Origin of the sequence: Terrabacter sp. Ter38 (assembly GCF_024519435.1) — a bacterium.
GTDB lineage: Bacteria > Actinomycetota > Actinomycetes > Actinomycetales > Dermatophilaceae > Terrabacter.
Genome location: NZ_JALJRZ010000010.1, coordinates 34803 through 52640, shown reverse-complemented (window position 1 = coordinate 52640; position 17838 = coordinate 34803). Strand labels below are relative to the sequence as shown.

General features: G+C 70.7%; 21 protein-coding genes and 1 tRNA gene. 7 read left to right on the top strand and 15 right to left on the bottom strand.

From position 1 onward, the window contains the following. Nucleotides 1-3: 3 nt before the first annotated feature. Nucleotides 4-309: a WhiB family transcriptional regulator gene (locus NR112_RS18245; RefSeq protein WP_256795713.1), complete on the bottom strand. Its 306-nt coding sequence runs from the start codon at nucleotides 307-309 to the stop codon at nucleotides 4-6. 285 nt (nucleotides 310-594) lie between these two features. Between NR112_RS18245 and NR112_RS18240 the strand changes: the two genes are divergently transcribed. Continuing rightward, the gene (locus tag NR112_RS18240; RefSeq protein ID WP_256795712.1) at nucleotides 595-3078 is read left to right on the top strand and encodes a penicillin-binding protein; all 2484 of its coding nucleotides are present in this window, start codon (nucleotides 595-597) and stop codon (nucleotides 3076-3078) included. 71 nt (nucleotides 3079-3149) lie between these two features. On the opposite strand, the gene NR112_RS18235 is transcribed toward NR112_RS18240, so the two are convergent. Continuing rightward, complete coding sequence (locus NR112_RS18235) at nucleotides 3150-3605, bottom strand: GatB/YqeY domain-containing protein (protein ID WP_256795711.1); 456 nt, start codon at nucleotides 3603-3605, stop codon at nucleotides 3150-3152. A gap of 81 nt (nucleotides 3606-3686) precedes the next feature. On the opposite strand from NR112_RS18235, the gene NR112_RS18230 reads away from it, so the two are divergent. Further along, nucleotides 3687-4625, top strand: coding sequence for a metallophosphoesterase (locus tag NR112_RS18230; RefSeq protein WP_256795710.1), 939 nt, complete (start codon nucleotides 3687-3689; stop codon nucleotides 4623-4625). Nucleotides 4626-4738: 113 nt separating this feature from the next. Continuing rightward, nucleotides 4739-4815: transfer RNA gene (locus NR112_RS18225), tRNA-Pro, on the top strand. A gap of 68 nt (nucleotides 4816-4883) precedes the next feature. Here the strand turns inward: NR112_RS18225 and NR112_RS18220 are convergent. The 5 genes from NR112_RS18220 to NR112_RS18200 form a co-directional block, all read right to left on the bottom strand. Beyond that, a complete protein-coding gene (locus NR112_RS18220; protein ID WP_256795709.1) occupies nucleotides 4884-5234 on the bottom strand; it encodes a hypothetical protein in 351 nt (116 codons plus the stop codon). After that, entirely contained in the window at nucleotides 5231-6112 is an 882-nt protein-coding gene (locus NR112_RS18215; RefSeq protein ID WP_256795708.1) for an RNA polymerase sigma-70 factor, read from the bottom strand. The genes NR112_RS18220 and NR112_RS18215 overlap by 4 nt, the downstream gene beginning before the upstream one ends. 40 nt (nucleotides 6113-6152) lie before the next feature. Continuing rightward, nucleotides 6153-6428 (bottom strand): hypothetical protein, encoded by a 276-nt coding sequence (locus NR112_RS18210; RefSeq protein WP_256795707.1) that lies wholly within the window; start codon nucleotides 6426-6428, stop codon nucleotides 6153-6155. Beyond that, the gene (locus tag NR112_RS18205) at nucleotides 6425-7165 is read right to left on the bottom strand and encodes an SDR family oxidoreductase (protein WP_256795706.1); all 741 of its coding nucleotides are present in this window, start codon (nucleotides 7163-7165) and stop codon (nucleotides 6425-6427) included. The genes NR112_RS18210 and NR112_RS18205 overlap by 4 nt, the downstream gene beginning before the upstream one ends. Nucleotides 7166-7278: 113 nt before the next feature. Next, a complete protein-coding gene (locus NR112_RS18200; RefSeq protein ID WP_306217417.1) occupies nucleotides 7279-7356 on the bottom strand; it encodes a DUF664 domain-containing protein in 78 nt (25 codons plus the stop codon). A gap of 146 nt (nucleotides 7357-7502) precedes the next feature. Between NR112_RS18200 and NR112_RS18195 the strand changes: the two genes are divergently transcribed. After that, nucleotides 7503-7826: a hypothetical protein gene (locus NR112_RS18195; RefSeq protein WP_256795705.1), complete on the top strand. Its 324-nt coding sequence runs from the start codon at nucleotides 7503-7505 to the stop codon at nucleotides 7824-7826. A gap of 13 nt (nucleotides 7827-7839) precedes the next feature. On the opposite strand, the gene NR112_RS18190 is transcribed toward NR112_RS18195, so the two are convergent. Beyond that, entirely contained in the window at nucleotides 7840-8355 is a 516-nt protein-coding gene (locus NR112_RS18190) for a DinB family protein (protein WP_256795704.1), read from the bottom strand. 271 nt (nucleotides 8356-8626) lie between these two features. Between NR112_RS18190 and NR112_RS18185 the strand changes: the two genes are divergently transcribed. Then, nucleotides 8627-8851 carry a hypothetical protein gene (locus NR112_RS18185; protein WP_256795703.1) on the top strand — a complete coding sequence of 75 codons (225 nt, stop codon included), beginning with the start codon at nucleotides 8627-8629 and terminating at the stop codon, nucleotides 8849-8851. A 38-nt stretch (nucleotides 8852-8889) separates the two neighbouring features. On the opposite strand, the gene NR112_RS18180 is transcribed toward NR112_RS18185, so the two are convergent. Beyond that, nucleotides 8890-10008: a glutamate--cysteine ligase gene (locus tag NR112_RS18180; protein WP_256795702.1), complete on the bottom strand. Its 1119-nt coding sequence runs from the start codon at nucleotides 10006-10008 to the stop codon at nucleotides 8890-8892. A 291-nt stretch (nucleotides 10009-10299) separates the two neighbouring features. On the opposite strand from NR112_RS18180, the gene NR112_RS18175 reads away from it, so the two are divergent. Together NR112_RS18175 and NR112_RS18170 are read left to right on the top strand one after the other, a co-directional pair. Further along, nucleotides 10300-11709, top strand: coding sequence for an MDR family MFS transporter (locus NR112_RS18175; protein WP_306217415.1), 1410 nt, complete (start codon nucleotides 10300-10302; stop codon nucleotides 11707-11709). A 106-nt stretch (nucleotides 11710-11815) separates the two neighbouring features. Then, the gene (locus tag NR112_RS18170; protein WP_256795700.1) at nucleotides 11816-12304 is read left to right on the top strand and encodes a pyridoxamine 5'-phosphate oxidase family protein; all 489 of its coding nucleotides are present in this window, start codon (nucleotides 11816-11818) and stop codon (nucleotides 12302-12304) included. An 89-nt stretch (nucleotides 12305-12393) separates the two neighbouring features. Here NR112_RS18170 and NR112_RS18165 read toward each other — a convergent pair whose 3' ends face one another. The 6 genes from NR112_RS18165 to recR all read right to left on the bottom strand — a co-directional run bounded on the left by NR112_RS18165 (nucleotide 12394) and on the right by recR (nucleotide 17762). Next, nucleotides 12394-13407 carry a DNA topoisomerase IB gene (locus tag NR112_RS18165; protein WP_256795699.1) on the bottom strand — a complete coding sequence of 338 codons (1014 nt, stop codon included), beginning with the start codon at nucleotides 13405-13407 and terminating at the stop codon, nucleotides 12394-12396. A 120-nt stretch (nucleotides 13408-13527) separates the two neighbouring features. After that, on the bottom strand, nucleotides 13528-13740 hold the full coding sequence (locus NR112_RS18160; protein ID WP_256795698.1) for a hypothetical protein: 213 nt from the start codon (nucleotides 13738-13740) through the stop codon (nucleotides 13528-13530). A 151-nt stretch (nucleotides 13741-13891) separates the two neighbouring features. Next, nucleotides 13892-14995 (bottom strand): oxidoreductase, encoded by a 1104-nt coding sequence (locus NR112_RS18155; protein ID WP_256795697.1) that lies wholly within the window; start codon nucleotides 14993-14995, stop codon nucleotides 13892-13894. A 39-nt stretch (nucleotides 14996-15034) separates the two neighbouring features. Beyond that, nucleotides 15035-16306 (bottom strand): aspartate kinase, encoded by a 1272-nt coding sequence (locus NR112_RS18150; protein WP_256795696.1) that lies wholly within the window; start codon nucleotides 16304-16306, stop codon nucleotides 15035-15037. Nucleotides 16307-16436: 130 nt separating this feature from the next. Next, a complete protein-coding gene (locus NR112_RS18145; RefSeq protein WP_256795695.1) occupies nucleotides 16437-17024 on the bottom strand; it encodes a DUF5063 domain-containing protein in 588 nt (195 codons plus the stop codon). Between the two features lie 138 nt (nucleotides 17025-17162). After that, a complete protein-coding gene (gene recR, locus NR112_RS18140) occupies nucleotides 17163-17762 on the bottom strand; it encodes a recombination mediator RecR (protein WP_020145767.1) in 600 nt (199 codons plus the stop codon). Nucleotides 17763-17838 lie beyond the last annotated feature (76 nt).

Sequence of the window (17838 nt, the reverse complement as noted above, 5' to 3'; positions counted from 1 at the left end):
GACTCAGTCGTGCTTGACCTGCGAGGCCATCCCCGCACGCAGAGCCGACTTCCAGGACGTGATGTCCGGACGCTTGCGGAGCAGGGCCCGGCGCTCGCGCTCGGTCATGCCTCCCCAGACGCCGAACTCGGTCCGGTTGTCGAGAGCCTCGGCCAGGCACTGCGCGAGAACAGGACACGTCTTGCAGACGGCCTTCGCGTCGTGCTGGGCCTTGCCTCGGACGAACAATGCATCCGGGTCCGCGCCGGAACAGCTGGCCTGACTGGCCCACTCCTCCACCCACGGATCCACGATGATGACAGCACTCATTTCCTACCCCTCCCCGCCCGGCGCCTCCCATGACATCCGGACTGACCGTGGACCGTCCCACCGGTCTTGGTCAAATGGACCCCCCTAAGGCCCAAACGAGACATTACGAGCGTGAGGCCGACTCGGACATAGCCTCTATGGACCATTTAGTGGAGGGGGTGACTAGTCACCTGGACTCGGACCCCCTGGTCATTCCGAGGCGCGGTAAGGCATTCTGAGACATCCCCGGACCCGCGGGACGGCACAAATCGGGTGGCCATGGGGTGAGCGGTTACCCTTGGGCCCATGTCTTCACGCACTACGTCGATCGGCGGCGTCATCAGCCTGCTCGGCGCGTTCCTCGCGTCCGCGCTCGTGCTCGGGCTGCTCGCCGCCGGCCTGGTGATGCCCGCGGTGGGCGCAACGGGGGCGCTCGCGCGCAGCGGAGTCGACGTCTTCAACGAGCTCCCGAGCGAGTTCACGACCGACCCGCTGGCCCAGACCTCCCGTATCCTGGCCGCTGACGGCACCGTCATCGCGACGCCGCAGGAGCAGAACCGCACCATCGTGCCGCTGAACAAGATCGCGCCGATCATGCGTGAGGCCCAGGTCGCGATCGAGGACCACCGCTTCTACGACCACGGTGGCATCGACATCCAGGGCACGGCCCGCGCCGTCATCTCCAACCTGCGCAACGGCTCCTCGGTCGGTGCCTCGTCGCTCACCCAGCAGTACGTCAAGATCTCGCTCCAGTACTCCGCCCTCAGCTCCGGCAACGAGGAGGCGGCCGCCGAGGCCGTCAAGAAGGACTACCTGCGCAAGCTCAAGGAGCTGAAGTACGCCATCACGCTGGAGAAGAAGCTGACGAAGGACGAGATCCTCGAGGGCTACCTCAACCTCGTCTACTACGGCGACCGCGCGTATGGCGTCGAGGCCGCCGCCCAGCACTACTTCAGCGTCCACGCCGACAAGCTCTCCCTGTCGCAGGCCGCCCTCCTCGCCGGCCTGACGCAGAACCCCGGCACCACCGACCCGGTGAACTTCCCGAAGAAGGCCCTGGCCCGCCGGAACGTCGTGCTCGACCGCATGCACGAACTCGGCCGCATCACCGACAAGCAGTGGCAGGCCGCCAAGAAGCGCACGCTCAAGCAGGACATGCGCGTGACGCAGCCGAAGAGCACGTGCCTGTCGTCGCCGTACCCCTACTGGTGCGACTTCATCGTCAACTACGCCCTGACGATGCCGCAGCTCGGCAAGACCGTCGAGGAGCGCAAGCGCACCCTCTACCGCGGTGGCGTCACGATCACGACGACCCTCGACCCGCGCGTCCAGGAGATCGTCCAGCGCGAGATCACGAAGAAGGTGCCCATCGGCGACAAGTCGAAGGTGGGCGCGGCCGCGTACGTCACCGAGCCCGGCACGGGCCGGGTGCTCGCCTTCGCCCAGAACACGACCTACACGGTCTCCGCCAAGAAGCTCGGTGAGACGAGCGTCAACTGGGCCCTGGACAAGCAGTACGGCGGTTCCGGCGGGTTCCAGTACGGCTCGACGGCCAAGGCGTTTGCTCTGGTCGCCGCCATGGAGTCCGGGCTGACCACCAAGTCCAGTGTGGACGCCAAGGCCGCCGGAGGGAACACGAGCGCGAAGTACAGCCCGTCCGACTTCCCGAAGGACGCCTGCTCCTCGAGCTTCGAGACCTGGAACGTCCTCAACGACACCCCGTTCAAGGGCGGCAAGATGACGCTCATGGAGGCCACGGCGCTCTCGACCAACACCGCGTTCGTCGGCCTCGCGCAGCAGATCGGCATCTGCAAGATCCGCGACACCATGAACCGGATCGGTCTGCACCAGGGCAACGGCAAGGCCATCTCCATCGACCCGGCCGCGGTCATCCTCGGCGCCAACGAGGTCTCGCCCCAGGCTCTCGCCGACGCCTACGCGACACTCGCGTCGGGTGGCAAGCGCTGCCCGGTCCTCGCGATCACCAAGATCACCCGCGGCGGCAAGGCCATCCCGCTTCCTTCCACGAAGTGCCAGCAGGTCGTCGATCCCGACGTGACGCGGGCGACCGACAAGTTCCTCGAGTACAACATGACGCACGGCTCCGGCATCCGGAACCAGCTCGACGACGGCAAGCGCGAGTCGGCCGGCAAGACCGGTACGGCCAACGGCAACAACGAGTCGTGGTTCGCCGGCTACACCCCGCAGATCTCCACCGCGGTCTGGGTCGGCACGCCCGACGACGGCAACAAGCGCATCATGAAGGACGTCACGGTCGGCGGTCAGTTCTACCCCGTGATGCACGGCGCCGCGATCGCCGCACCCATCTGGAAGGGGATCATGAACCGGGTCCTCGACGGCCAGCCCGAGGTGAAGTTCGGCGAACCAGCCGCCAAGTACCTCGGCGCCGACCCCGGCAACCAGAACGTGACCCCTGGCCAGCTCCCCGCCGTCGTTGGTCGGTCGGTCTCCGAGGCCGAGTCCCTGCTCCAGGCTGCGGGCTTCCAGACGCAGGTCGGCGGGACGATGTCCTCGCAGGTGGCGCAGGGCCTCGTCGCCGGTATCTCGCCCTACCAGTCGCCGCCGCCCGGCAGCATGATCACGATCTACACCTCGCGTGGCGGGTTCCGACAGCCACCACCCGCTCCCCAGACCACCTTCGTCAACCCCGGCGGCACCGGCGGTGGCGGTGGTGGTGGCGGTGGGAACGGCAACGGGGGCGGCAAGCCGACCAAGCCGACCAAGCCGACCAAGCCGCCCAAGCCGCCCAAGCCGCCAGGGCGCGGCTGACCCAGCGATGACGAAGGCCCGACGCGATCCGCGTCGGGCCTTCGTCGTCGGTGAGCGACGTGTGTGGGGCCTCAGCCCGCGAGGACCCGGCGCACGATGCCGGCGACCCGACCACCCTCGGCGCGCCCGGCCACGGCAGCGTTGGCGGCCTTCATCGCGAGGCCCATCTGCGGCATACCCGTGGCGCCGGAGGCGGTGACCGCCTCGCGGACGATCACCTCGAGCTCGTCGTCGCCGAGCTGCCGCGGGAGGTAGGCCTCGAGGACGGCGAGCTCCGCCTCCTCCTTGGCCGCGAGCTCCGGGCGTCCGGCGCCGACGTATGCCGTCGCGGCCTCACGACGCTTCTTGGCTTCCCTGGTGAGGACCTTGAGGACGTCGTCATCCGTCAGCTCGCGCTGCTCGGTGCCGGCGACCTCCTCGGTGGTGACGGCGGTGAGGGCCATCCGCAACGAGCCGGTCCGGACCTGGTCTCGCTCGCGCATCGCGGCGGTGAGATCGGACTTCAGCTGCTCCTTGAGGGTGCTCATGTCGCCAGTCTGTCAGGTCGGCCACGCGGGTCCCCACGGGTTCCTCGGGGCGCGCGTGCCCGGGATGCGAGGATGGGCCCCATGCGTGCCGTGACCAAGACCGTCCTGGGCCTGGGGATCGCCGGCACCGGGGTGCTCGGCTGGGCCTCGCTCGTCGAGCGCAATGCCTTCGTGCTGCGTCGATTCGACGTGCCGGTGCTGCCCGAGGGCGCGGAGCCGCTGCGGGTGCTGCACCTGTCCGACCTGCACCTGCTGCCGCGCCAGCGCGCGAAGCGGTCCTGGGTGCACAGCCTCGCCTCGCTCGACCCCGACCTCGTCATCACGACGGGCGACAACATCGCGGCCCCCGACGCCGTGCCCGCGCTGCTCGACGCGTACGACTCGCTCCTGGGTGTCCCCGGGGTCTTCGTCCTCGGGTCCAACGACTACTTCGCCGCGAAGCTGAAGAACCCTCTCGGCTACCTGACCAGCAACTTCGCCAAGGGCGTGGGCACGACCCAGCGGCTGCCCACTGCCGACCTCGTGCGCGGTCTCGGTTCCCGTGGCTGGGTCGACCTGACGAACCGTCGGGACTCGCTCACCGTGCGTGGCCTGCGGATCGACGTGCGCGGCGTCGACGACCCGCACCTCGGCTACGACCGCCTCGACGTCGTGCGCGGGCCGGCGTCGCCCGAGGCCGGCCTGACGCTCGGCGTGACGCACGCGCCCTACCAGCGGGTGCTCGACGCGTACGCCTCGGACGGCGCCGAGCTCATCGTCGCCGGACACACGCACGGCGGCCAGGTCTGCGTGCCCGGCTACGGTGCGCTCGTGACGAACTGCGACCTCGACACGGGCCGCGCCAAGGGCTTGTCGCGTTGGTGGCCGGGAGCCGGCTCCACGCCGTCGTCACACGCGCCTGAGGGCGCCGCGTGGCTCGAGGTGTCCGCCGGTCTGGGGACGTCGCCCACGGCCCCAGTACGCCTTGCCTGCCGTCCCGAGGCGACCCTCCTGACGCTCGTCCCCCGCTCACAGGGCTGAGCCGGCGCGGTCCCCAGCGGCGGTCGACGAGCCCGATTCGGAGATGGGCAGGGGGCTGCGCTAGCATCTCTGCTTGCTGCCTCCGGTCCACGGATCAGGGGTAGATGCAGCACCGGGGTGTGGCGCAGCTTGGTAGCGCGCTTCGTTCGGGACGAAGAGGTCGCAGGTTCAAATCCTGTCACCCCGACCATCCGCGAAGGGCCTGCTGGAAACGACGACGTCGTTCCAGCAGGCCCTTCGGCGTCCTGTCACCCGGGCTCATCGAGGCGCGTGCCAGCGGACCAGCTTGTCCGGGTTCAGCACGAGCCACACCCGCGCGACGAGGGCGTCGTCGCCGTCCGTGATGATCACCGCGCAGGCCCTCCCGGAGCGGCGGACGACGACGGCCCGCCGGCCATTGGCCTGCTCGACCGTGAGGGTCCGACCTTGGGCGCCACCGACTGCCGTCGACACCACCCGGGCCACGGATGCTGCGCCTCGAACCGGCCGGAGCGGCGTCACCACCCGGCCGCCGCCGTCACTGACGAGCACGACGTCTCGGTGCAGCGTGGCCGTCAGCGCGTCGACATCACCGCCCGCGAGCACATCGGCCCAACGGTCGGTGCTCACGCCAGCGCTGCGAGCTTGTGCGGGTTCATCACCCAGCTGATCTGGTCGATCCCCTCCTCCGACGCGTCGACGACCAAGACGACCTCGAGCACGCCGTCGCGGCGCAGCAACGCGGCCGGCCGGCCGTTCGCCGCGGCGACCTCGACCTCCATCCCGACCCAGAACCGGTCGTGGAAGGCGCGGAGGTACCTCGCCACCCGCGTGGACCCGTGCACGGCGAAGCGCGAGGCCCGTACGACGCCTCCTCCGTCGGACGTGCTCGTCACGTCTGCGGCGAAGAGGTCCTCGAGTGCGGCCAGGTCGCCCGACCTCGCCGCGTCGACGAAGGCGACGAGCAGCTGCTGCTGGTCCCGACGGCTGACGCTCATGCGACGCTGACCCGCGATGCGCCGGCGCGCCCGGCTGACGAGCTGCCGGACGGCGGGCTCCTTGAGCTGGAGCACGTCGGCGATCTGGGCGTAGGGGTAGTCGAACGCCTCGCGCAGCACATAGGCAGCCCGCTCGTTCGCCGTCAGCCGCTCGAGCAGGGTCAGGACGGCGAACTCCAGGGCTTCCCCACGCTCGGCTCCGAGGTAGGGGTCTGCGCTCGTGTCGACCGGCTCGGGGAGCCACGGGCCGACGTACGTCTCCCGCCGGGCCCGCGCGGACTGGAGCGCGTTGATGGCGAGGCGGGTCGTGGCCGTGGCGAGGTAGGCGGACGGGTTGTCCACGAGGTCGCGGGGCGCGCTCTGCCAGCGCACCCAGACGTCCTGGACCAGGTCCTCCGCCTCGGTCGCACTGCCGAGCATGCGGTACGCGATGCCGAAGAGACGGGGACGCAGCTCGGCGAAGGTCCGCACGGCGTCGTCGAGTCCGGGGTCCGGCACCTCCGTCGTCACAGCCGTCTCCTCAGGTCATGGACCGCACCGACCTGCCTCGTCACCGTGGGTCCCGGCCCGCCTCGAGGGCCTGGACGGCACCGAGCAGGCTGCGCAGCCCAGTCTGCTCGATCTGGACCTCGGCCGGGTCGACGAGCCACTCGCTCTCGGGCGTCGCGAAGGCGCCGATGGCGGGGCTCGCATCCGCCACGGCCAGCTCGACCCGGACCTCCGCCTCGAGCGCCACGAGCCGGTCGAGACCGTCCAGACCGTCCAGACCGTCGAGACCGTCGAGGCCGTCGTCGCGCCGGCCGCCGACCCCGAGCCACCCGGTCACGAGCGGTGCCAGTCGGCGTAGTGGAGCCGGCCGAGCTGGGCGGGACCGACGGGCACGAGGCTGTCGGCCTCGAGCACGGACCCGAAGTAGGGAGCGTCCGGGTCGGTGACGACCGGGCGAGGGTCACCCAGGGCCGCGAGCGCCGCGCGGAAGAAGTCGTCCATGGGGGCTCGGTCGGGGCCGGCGATCTCGAGGCGACCACCCAGCGGGGCACCCGTGGCGACGCGGGCCAGCGCATCGGCCACGTCGTCACCGGCGACGGGCTGGAACGCGGCGGACGGCATACGCACCTGCCCGTCGACCTCAGCCGTGTCGGCGATGGCGGGCACGAACTCGAAGAACTGGGTCGCGTGCAGGATCGACCACGGGATGCCGGAGCTCTCGATGAGCCGTTCCTGGGCGATCTTGGCCCGGAAGTAGTCGTTCCCGGGGAGCCGGTCGGTGCCGACGATCGAGAGGCCGACGTGGTGGGCGACGCCTGCCGCCTTCTCCACCTCGAGCAGGTTGCCGGTCGAGGTCTCGAAGAAGTCGAGCACCGCGTCCCGCTCGAACGAGGGCGAGTTCGCCACGTCGACGACGACCGACGCGCCGGCGAGCGCCTGGGCCAGTCCCTCACCGGTGAGGGTGTTGACACCGGTCGCTGGCGAGGCCGCCAGGGCCTCGTGCCCGTGTGCCTCGAACCTGCGCACGAGTTTCGAGCCGATGAGTCCGGTGCCGCCGATGACCACGATCTTCATGGGAGTCCTCCTGTCGGGCGCCCCGGTGGCGCCTCCGACAGAGAAGACCGGACAGCCCCCGGATCTGTGACAGGCCCAGGAGAACCGGGTCCACTCCGGCCGCCGTCGAGCCCTTACCGGCCCGTCCGGCCGTCGAGGCACTCGCGCAGGAGGTCAGCGTGCCCGCTGTGCTGGGCGTGCTCCGAGATCATGTGGCCCACCACGGCCCGCACGTCCCGCCCTCGGTGGTGATGATGTCGTCCAGGGAGACCGTCGCGAGCGCCGCCTCTGCGAACCGGCACTCCGCCACCAGCCGCTCGTAGTCGGTCTGCGCCTGTGCGGCAGATGTGGGGTCTCAGTGTTCGACGACGTGGGCGCCGTGCTGGTAGTGGCGATGCCCATCGTGCAGGTGATCCACGTGGTTGCCATGCTGGACCGTCTCGCAACCGTCACCCTCGGCGTGGACGTGGCCATGGTCGGTGTGGACCGCCTGCTCGGCGTGACGTTCGGTGCCGTGGACGTGGTCGAGGTGGTCTCCGTGCTCGACGGTCTCGCAGCCGTCGTCAGGAACGTGCTCGTGGTCGGACGCGATCGTGTGATCGGACATTTCTCCTCCTGGGACCGGACGGTTCACCCGAATCCTCCTCCAGCCATCCAGGGGGGCGTCAAGGGTGAGTCGTGAGCGGTGTCGACCTCTACCGGTTCGTCCGGCCGTCGATGCACTCGCGCAGCAGGTCGGCGTGTCCGTTGTGCTGGGCGTACTCCGAGATCATGTGACCCACGACCGCCCGCACGGACCACGTCACCCCCTCGGCGGTGAAGACGTCGTCAAGGGAGACCGTCGCGAGCGCCGCCTCTGCGAGCCGGCACTCCGCCACCAGCCGCTCGTAGTCGGTCTGCGCCCGTGCGGGGTCGAGGTCCTCGAAGTCGGCGTCGTGCCCGAGCGCGGGGTCGTACATCGGCTCGAGGTCCTCCCCGCCGATGAACTCGCGGAACCACCCGCGCTCGACCTTGGCCATGTGCCGGACCAGCCCGAGCAACGACAGGTTCGACGGCGGGACCGAGCGCTGAGCGAGCTGCTCTCCGGTCAGACCGGCGCACTTGTCGAGCAGCAGGGCGCGACGCCAGGCGAGCCGGGCCTCGAGCAGGGTCCGCTCGTCGCCCACCGGCTCGAACCTCGGCAACGACACCTCAGGGGCGGTCCACGTCATCCAGACATCCTGACAGCCAACCCCCACGCCGCCTGCGCGACTCGACGACACCCGGCCTCCCCGTCTACCTGTCGACAGAGCACTGGAGCCTGCTCGGCACCCGCTCCATGACGTGGTCGGAGATCATGAGCCGGATCACGATCTACCTCACTGTCGTGTCGGCCTTCCTCGTCGTCCTGGCCCCGAGCTCGCGCCCTACCTGACGGCCTCGGTCCACGACGACACCCGCGGGCTCCTTCAGACGTACTCGCGGGGCCACCGACGCCACCTCGTGCTGCACGTCATCGGCAGCACCGCGTTCTTCCTCATGGTCGTCAACGGAATCGTGGCCGGCACCCTGGGCGCACTGGTCGCCGACATCGTCGGTGGCATCACCGCAGTCGTCGCCGTCGTCGGGACGCTGTCCGGCGTCGGCTACGTGGTCGTCCACCTGGCGATCGAACGTCGGGTCTTCGCGGGGCCGGACGACGACGAGCGCTTCCCGACGCCCGACTGACCTCGGCTCCGACACCCGACCGACGCCCGACGGGAGCGTCACGGGACGTCGTCCAGGGCCGTCTCGCGGACCGCCTCGGCGACGACGTCGGCGAGCCGACCCGTGCGCGCGAGCGTCGCCCGCTGCCGGACGGCCCCGTTGCCCTCCTCCCGCACTCGTGCGAGTCCCTCCTGCACGACGGCGAGGTCGCCCGCTGCCTCCAGCGCTGGGCCGACGTGGTCGAGCAGCGACTCGAGCGCCGTCCAGCACGGCACGGGCAGACCGGTGCGCCAGTCGAGCAGGCGTCCCTCGAGGCCCTCACGCCCAGCCTGCCACGTCGCGAGCCGGAGCATCGGCGTCGCCACGTCCGGCGCCGGCCGGTCCAGCGCCCAGTCCTGCGCCGCCGTCTCGACGAGGCCCCGGCACAGCGCCGCGACGACGACGGCCTGCTCGACGGTGAAGCACACGTCGGCGGCCCGGACCTCCACCGTCGGGTAGTGCTGGGCGAGACGGGCGACGAAGTAGACCATCCCCTCGTCGAGGACCACGGTCGACAGCACCATGTCGCGCACGAGCCGGTGGTAGGCGTCCGCCGATCCGAAGCGCCCGGTCGGACCCCACGACGGCCACCGCGCCAGAGCCTGGCTCCGGTAGCTCGCGAAGCCCGAGTCCTGGCCGTTCCAGTAGGGCGAGTTGGCGCTGAGCGCGAGCAGGGCGGGCAGCCAGACGCGGATGCGGTCGAGGACGCCCACACCCTCCTCGTCGCCGGCGACCGACACGTGCACGTGGCAGCCGCAGACCAGGTGCTCACGGGCGGTCAGCCGGTAGCGCTCCTGGAGCCACGCATACCTCCGCGACACGACGGGGACCGGGCGGACCGGCAGCGGCGAGGTGGCGAGCGCGGCCACGCTCGAGCCGGTCCCGTTGGCCGCTGCGCCGGCTTCTGCACGCCAGTGCCGCACCTCCCGGCGCAGCGTGTCGAGGTCGGCGGTGGGTGGCGTGTGCGTCTCGATCTGCTGCTGCTGGAACTCCCCCTCGACGGCACCGTGCACACCGTCGACCGCCTCCTCGGCATGCCGTCTCGCGGCATGCACGAGCAGCTGCCCCGAGACCGACCGGGGGCGACCGTCATGGACGTCGACGAGCAGCATCTCCTCCTCGACACCGAGGGTCCGCACCGTGGCACTCCTTCCGAAGCCCGACCGAGGACGTATGCCGTGTCGCCCGGAACCGCTCATGACGCCGGGTGACGCCGACCGCACCGGACGGCATACGCCCGTTGCTCCGCGTCACCAGTGTGGCGGAGCGTCGCCCGACGCACGCGCGGAGGGGCCCGGATGCCGGACCCGGGGAATGAACGGAGGTCGTGTGCGTTGTCCATCTTTGTCGCCCCAACCGGCAGGAGCATCGTGTCGACCTCGTCCACCCTCGGATTTCGCTCGGAACGCGGGCCCGTCCTCATCGCCCTCATGCTGTCGACGTCGCTCATCGCGCTCGACTCCACGATCCTGGCCACGGCGGTCCCCTCCATCGTCGCGGACCTCGGCGGGCTGACCCAGTTCCCGTGGCTGTTCTCCGTCTACCTGCTGGCGCAGGCGGTGTCGGTCCCGGTGTACGCCAAGCTCGCCGACACGGTCGGGCGCAAGCCGGTCATCCTCGTCGGCATCGGTCTCTTCCTGATCGGCAGCATCCTCTGCGGGTTCGCCTGGGACATGGGTTCACTCATCGTCATGCGAGCACTGCAGGGGCTCGGCGCCGGAGCGGTCCTGCCGATGACGACGACGATCGCCGCTGACATCTACACCGTGGCCGAGCGGGCCAAGACGCAGGGCTACATCGCGAGCGTCTGGGCCGTGTCGTCCGTCGTCGGCCCGACGCTCGGTGGCGTCTTCTCCCAGTTCGCCTCGTGGCGCTGGATCTTCTTCGTCAACATCCCGTTCTGCCTGCTCGCCGCCGGCATGATCTGGCGCACCTACCACGAGTCCGTCGAGCGTCGCCGGCACCGCATCGACTACGCCGGGGCCGCCGTCCTCACGGTCGCCCTGACCCTGCTCATCCTCGCCGTCCTCGAGGGCGGTCAAGCCTGGGCGTGGAGCTCGTGGCAGAGCGTCGGCTCCTTCGCCCTCGGCGCGGTGCTCCTCCTCGTCTTCGGTCTCATCGAGCGGCAGGCGGCGGAGCCGATCCTGCCGCTGGAGGTGCTGACCCGTCGGCTCATCGTCGCGACGTGCCTCATCGGCATCGGCGTCGGCGCAGTGCTCGTCGGGCTGACCTCCTACGTGCCGACCTTCCTCGAGCGCTCGACCGGGGCCACCCCCATCGTGGCCGGACTCGCCGTCGCCGCCCTCACCATCGGCTGGCCGATCTCGGCCTCGCAGTCGGGTCGGCTCTACATGCGCATCGGCTTCCGCCCGACGGCCCTCATCGGCCTCGTCATCGCGACCCTGGGCGCCCTCGCCCTGTGGCTCACCTCGGCCACCCCGAACGTCTGGGCCACGGCCGCCTCGTGCCTCGTCGTGGGCTTCGGCCTCGGTCTCGTCGCCACGCCGACGCTCATCGCGGCGCAGGCCTCGGTGCCGTGGAACGAGCGTGCCGTCGTCACGGGGACGAACATGTTCATGCGATCGGTCGGCAGCGCCGTGGGCGTCGCGATCTTCGGCGCCATCGCGAACGCCGTCATCGCCTCCCATGGTGGCGAGGCGTCGAGCGAGGCGGTGCAGGCCGGCTCGACGGCCGTCTTCCTCGCCGTCGTGGTGGTCGCTCTCGTCACCGTCGCGGCCGGACTGCTCATGCCCCACACACGGGCCGAGGACGTCGCCCACGGCGGCTCGTCGGACGCCGAGTCCGCCGACGTCGCCCAGACGGAGCCCTCCACGGCCTGAGCCCTGGCCACCGTCCGGCCAACCCTCGACAGGACGAGTAGGGCTCGAGGGCATCGGGTACGTCGCCAGGGACAGCGTCACAGACCCCGACGACGAGGAGAACGCGATGAGCGAGCACGACGACGGCACCCGGAAGGTCGCCGACCTGATCAAGGACATCCGGATCGCGATGCTGACGCACGCGGACTCCAACGGGGTCCTCGTGAGCCACCCGATGGCGACGCAGGAGGTCGAGTTCGACGGTGACGTGCTCTTCGTCGCCGAGCGCGACAGCCACAAGGCGCGCGACATCGCCACGCAGTCCCCGGCGCGCGTCAACGTCGCCTACAGCTCGAACAGCTCGTGGGTGTCGCTGTCCGGCACGGCGACCATCGTCGACGACAGCGCCAAGCTCGCCGAGCTGTGGAACTCCTTCACGGGAGCCTGGCTCGAGGGCGGGCCGGAGAACCCCAACAACATCATCATCAAGGTGAGCGCGGACTCGGCCGAGTACTGGGACTCCCCCGGCGCCAAGGTCACGCAGATCGCCAACTTCGTCAAGGCGAAGGTGACCGGCGAGCGCATCGAGGGCGACAACGAGGTCGTCGACCTCTGACCGCCTGAGACGGTCGTATGCCGTCGGGTTCCCTTCGCATTGAAGGGAACCCGACGGCATACGTGCTTTCGGACCTGCCTCAAGCAGCCTCAGGCAGCGCCCTTGACGAGCCGCATGACGGCCCGCTCGAGCGCGTCGCGGTCGCGCACCCGCACGAGCTCGCCGCGCTCGAGGCGCGTGCGGTCGGCCTTGGTCAGGCGCGAGAGGCTGCGTGCGATGGTGCGGCCGACGGCGTACTCGTCGAGGACGCGGGGGTCGACATACGAGCTGCGGGCGACCGCGGGTGTGTTGCCGAGGTGTTCGGAGACGACCTTCATCGCGTCCTTCTCGGCGCGCTTGAGCTCGCGCTCGGAGTCGACGGGGCCGGTCCGTGCGAGTGCGACGGCGGCCGTCACCGTGGCCGCCCAGGTGCGGAGGTCCTTGACGGTGTACTCCTCACCGACGAGCTCCTTGAACGCGACGTTGAGGTCGCTCGAGCGCAGCTCGTGCCAGCCGTTCGTGTCGCGGTAGGCCAGCAGGCGCTCACCCGGATAGCCACTTCGCTTGAGGGACAACACGATCCGTGCCAACAGCTGGTCGGTCATGACGGCCTCGCGGGTGACGCCGGACTTTGCCGGGAACTCGAAGGTGACGTCCTCACCGCTCACCGTGACATGGGAGCGGAGCAGCGTCGCGACGCCGTGCGAGCCGTGCTCGGCCTCGTACTCCTCTCCGCCGCTGCGGAAGAGCCCGGCGTCGAGCATCCGCAGGCCGGCAGCGGTGACACGCTTCCTCGTCAGGCCGTTGGTGCGCAGGTCGGCGGCGATCTGCTTGCGGGCTGCCGGCAGCTTGCGGGCGAGCACGATGACGCGGTCGTGCTTCTCGCGGCCGCGCGCCTCGTGCCAGGCGTCGTGGTAGAGGTACTGACGCCGCCCCGCGTCGTCGGTGCCGACGGCCTGGATGTGGCCGTTCGGGTGCGGGCTGATCCAGACGTCCTGCCAGGCAGGTGGGATGACGAGTGCGGTGACCCGTTCGCGCGTCTCGGGGTCGACGGCCCTGCCGTCGGCGTCGACGTAGCTGAAGCCCTTGCCCCGTCGCACGCGACGGATCCCGGGCTTGTCCATGGTGCTCCGGCGCAGTCTCACACCGAGGAGATACCCGCACCGGGTCGAGCCCCAACCGCACCCCCACCACGCCGCGCCGCAGTGCTGCGCGGCTCGGCGTGGTGGGCGGACGGGTGCTGCTCAGTCCGCGGGGTCGGGCCGCACGCCCGCGACCTCGGAGGTCGCGTCCGTCGTCTCGCGGCTCGACACCTCGGTGTCGGGACCGTCCGGGGAGGCGACCGGCACGATGTCGGGCACCTTGATCTCCGCGTGACCGGGCGGCGGAGGGGGGTCGGGCGTGACGGGCGGGAAGACCGAGCCGTCGCTCTGCAGATGTGATTCGTGAGGGGTCACGTCAGTCATTACCTATCGCCCCGAGTAGGTGGTTGTCGCGCTACCTCTTCGACCATACCCACGGGTCCCTGACGCGAACCTGTGCCTTTCGGCGCCGCCCGGGCCGCCGGACCACCGACCAGACCCACGCGATGGCCCGGCGCGCGCTGCGTCAGCGGGTGAGGACGCCGACCCGGCCCTGCTCGCCGGACGCCCAGCAGGCGCCGTCGTGCGTGCACTCGACGGAGTCGAAGCTGCCGGTGTCGAACGTCGACCACGTGCGGCCACCGTCGGTCGAGACGTCGGAGCCCGACGGGCCCACCGCCAGCACGGTGCGTGCCGTGTGCGGCACCCACGCCGACCCTGACCGGTAGCCCGACGGATTGGTCGACGACTTCGTCCACGTGCGGCCGCCGTCGGAGGTCCACGCCGCGTTGTCGACGGCGCCGGTCGGGGCGGCGAAGTCGCCGCCGACGATGACGCCGCGCCGGGCGTCCCGGAAGCTCACGGAGAAGATGCCGGCCGACGCGCCACCGGCCACCGGGCTGTCGGCGACGGTCCACGTGTGTCCGTGGTCTGCGGAGGTGAAGACGCGCGCCGGGTGGACCCCGCCGCTCACGAGGTAGGTGCGACCGCCGACGCCCGCCGCGAGGCAGGTCCCCGACGCCGCGAAGGCGAACTCGCCCGTCTGCGCGGCCAGCATCCCGGCCGCCTCGACGGGCGTCCACGAACGGCCGCCGTCGGAGGTCTCGACGAGCCGGAACCTCCCGTCGACCGGGTCGCTCATCGCGAGACCGCGGCGCGGCGAGCTGAACGCCATGCAGTCGTAGAAGGCGGCCGGGTCGGTGTTGCGGAAGCTCTCGGTCCAGGTCGCGCCGCCGTCGTCGGTGACGAGGATGCGCGAGTCCTCACCCTCCCCGATCGAGAGGATGACGGCGTGCCGCGCGTCGAAGGCCTCGATGTCGCGGAACTGCAGCACCGCGGTGCCCAGTCCCTGCGGGCTGACGTCGGTCCACGTCCTGCCGCCGTCGGTGGTGCGCAGCACGGTGCCGTTCGAGCCGCTCACCCACGCCACGTCGCGTGAGACGGGCGCCAGGCCGCGCAAGCGCTCGGTCGTTCCGGTGGGCGTGACCGTCCAGCCGTATGCCGTCGCCCCGGCCTTCGTGGGAGCGTCACGTCCCACGGCACCGGGCGACACGGCATACGCAGTGGTCGCGGAGGCGACGAGCGCGGTGGTGGCGGCTGCGAGCAGGACGGATCGCGTCGGGAGTCTCATGCCTCCCGAAACTAGCCGCGATCGGGCCCGTCGGCGCGCTCAGCGGCCGGTGCCGCCGTAGACGATGGCGTCCTCGGTCGAGTCGAGACCGAAGGCGGTGTGCACGGCGCGGACCGCGTCGTCGAGGTCCTCGGCGCGGGTCACGGCCGAGACGCGGATCTCGGACGTCGAGATCATCTCGATGTTGATGCCGGCCTCGGCGAGGGCGCCGAAGAAGCGGGCCGAGACACCGGGGTGGCTCTTCATGCCGGCGCCGACGAGGGCGATCTTGCCGACGCCGTCGTCGAAGCGGAGGTCGGCGTACTCGACCTCGTGCTTGATCGACTGGAGCACCGACATCGCCTTGGGCCCGTCGGCCTTGGGCAGCGTGAAGGAGATGTCGGTCTTGGCCGTCTCGGCGGCCGACACGTTCTGCACGATCATGTCGATGTTGAGGCCGGCCTCGGCGATGGCCCCGAAGATCTTCGCGGCGATGCCGACCCGGTCGGGCACGCCGACGATCGTGATCTTGGCCTCGCTGCGGTCGTGGGCGATGCCGGCGATGATCGGTGCCTCCACGGCGCCTTCTCCTTCGTAGGGGTTGTCCTTGATCCACGTGCCGGGCTTCCGCGACCACGACGAGCGGACGTGGATCGGGATGCCGTAGCGGCGGGCGTACTCGACGCAGCGCAGGTGCAGGATCTTGCTGCCGTTGGCGGCGAGGTCGAGCATCTCCTCCATCGACAGGACGTCGAGCTTGCGGGCGTTGGGCAGCACGCGCGGGTCGGCGGTGAAGACGCCGTCGACGTCGGTGTAGATCTCGCAGACGTCGGCCCCGAGGGCGGCGGCGAGCGCCACGGCCGTCGTGTCGGAGCCGCCGCGGCCCAGGGTCGTGATGTCCTTCGTCGTCTGGCTGACGCCCTGGAAGCCGGCGACGATGGCGATGTGACCGGCGTCGAGCGCGCTCTGGATGCGGCCGGGGGTCACGTCGATGATCCGGGCGGCGCCGTGGGCGTCGTCGGTGATGACGCCTGCCTGGCTGCCGGTGAAGGAGCGCGCCTCGGCCCCGAGCTGGGCGATGGCCATCGCGACGAGCGCCATCGAGATGCGCTCGCCCGACGTCAGGAGCATGTCGAGCTCGCGCGCCGGCGGGGCCGGCGTGACCTGCTCGGCGAGATCCATCAGCTCGTCGGTCGTGTCACCCATCGCGGAGACGACGACGCAGACGGAGTGGCCCGCCCGCTGCGTCTCGACGATGCGCCGGGCCACACGCTTGATGGCCTCGGCATCGGCGACGGACGACCCGCCGTACTTCTGGACGACGATGCTCACACTGGCTCCGGATCTCCTCGGTGGTCTGCGGCGGCTCCGAGTCTAGGCGGGCTCGCAGGACGTCCAGCGGGCCGTCGCGATGGTGAGATGTGCGCCGATTCGTCCCGTGCCCCGAACGTTCTTGCGCGGGCTACGGGTGCAGCGCGTCGAACTCCGCCTCGCCCACGGCCTCCTCGTCGGCGTCGAGCCGCAGGTGGGCGAGGATCGAGTGGAGTGACCGGAGCGCCGTCATCCCCCGGTCGCCCCAGTTGGACAGGTAGCCGAACTGCCACCACCACAGCGCCTCGAGCCTCCGACCGGCGGCGTAGTGCTTGAGCCCATGGCTCAGCGACACCGCCACGTCGACGAGGTCGTTGGTGATCGACCCGTCGGCGCGGTCGGAGGAGGTGATCGGGTCGATGACGTAGACGTAGTCGTCGATGCCGACGAAGACGTTGGCGAGGCCCGTGCGCAGCGGGTCCGCGTCGTCGTCGGCCGCATCCGGCTCGAAGCGCTCCTCGGGCACGACGTCTTGGATGGCGCCGAGCCGCGCCCCGGCGACGAGCACCTGCGACAGGGCGAGGGTCATCAGCGGGAGCGCGGTCTCGGGGGAGCTGCCTGACGCGACCTCCGTGACGGAGGTGAGGAAGGCGCTCGCCTCCGCGGCGGTCAGGTCGGCCAGGCCCGACAGGTCGTCGACCTGATCCGGGCGGCCCTCGTCCTGCGGCTCGTCAGTCATGGTCCCCAGCATGCCGTATGCCGTGTCCCCCGGTCGCGCTCGGTGGACCCCGGTGACCCCGGGCCGCCAGCTCCCACCCTCGTCCACTCGAGTGAGCGGGACGGCATACGTCCTCGTCCGGTCGTTCGACCGGGTCGGTCAGGCGTCGACGCGGCGGCGGCCCTCGAAGGCCCGCCCGAGGGTCACCTCGTCGGCGTACTCGAGGTCGCCGCCGACGGGCAGGCCCGACGCGAGGCGGGTCACGGTGAGGCCGACGTCGCGCAGAAGCCGGCTGAGGTAGGTGGCCGTGGCCTCGCCCTCGAGGTTGGGGTCGGTCGCGATGATGACCTCCTGCACCTCGCCGGAGGCCAGGCGCACCATGAGCTCACGCACCCGCAGGTCGTCGGGACCGATGCCGTCGATGGGGCTGATCGCACCGCCGAGCACGTGGTAGGTGCCACGGAACTCGCGGGTGCGCTCGATGGCGACGACGTCCTTGGGCTCCTCGACGACGCAGATCGCCGTCTGGTCGCGACGCGGGTCGGCGCAGATGCGGCACCGCTCGGCCTCGGCGACGTTGCCGCACTGCTCGCAGAAGCGGACCCGGGCCTTGACCTCGGTGAGCGCCGTGACGAGCCGGGTCACGTCGTCGGAGTCGGTCTGGAGCAGGTGGAAGGCGATGCGCTGGGCGCTCTTGGGACCGACTCCGGGGAGTCGTCCGAGCTCGTCGATCAGGTCCTGCACCGCGCCTTCGTACACACCGCAACACTAAGCCCCGCAATCACCTGCTGCGCACCGCCGCACCGGACTAGCGTGACGAAGCAACGTCAGGGGG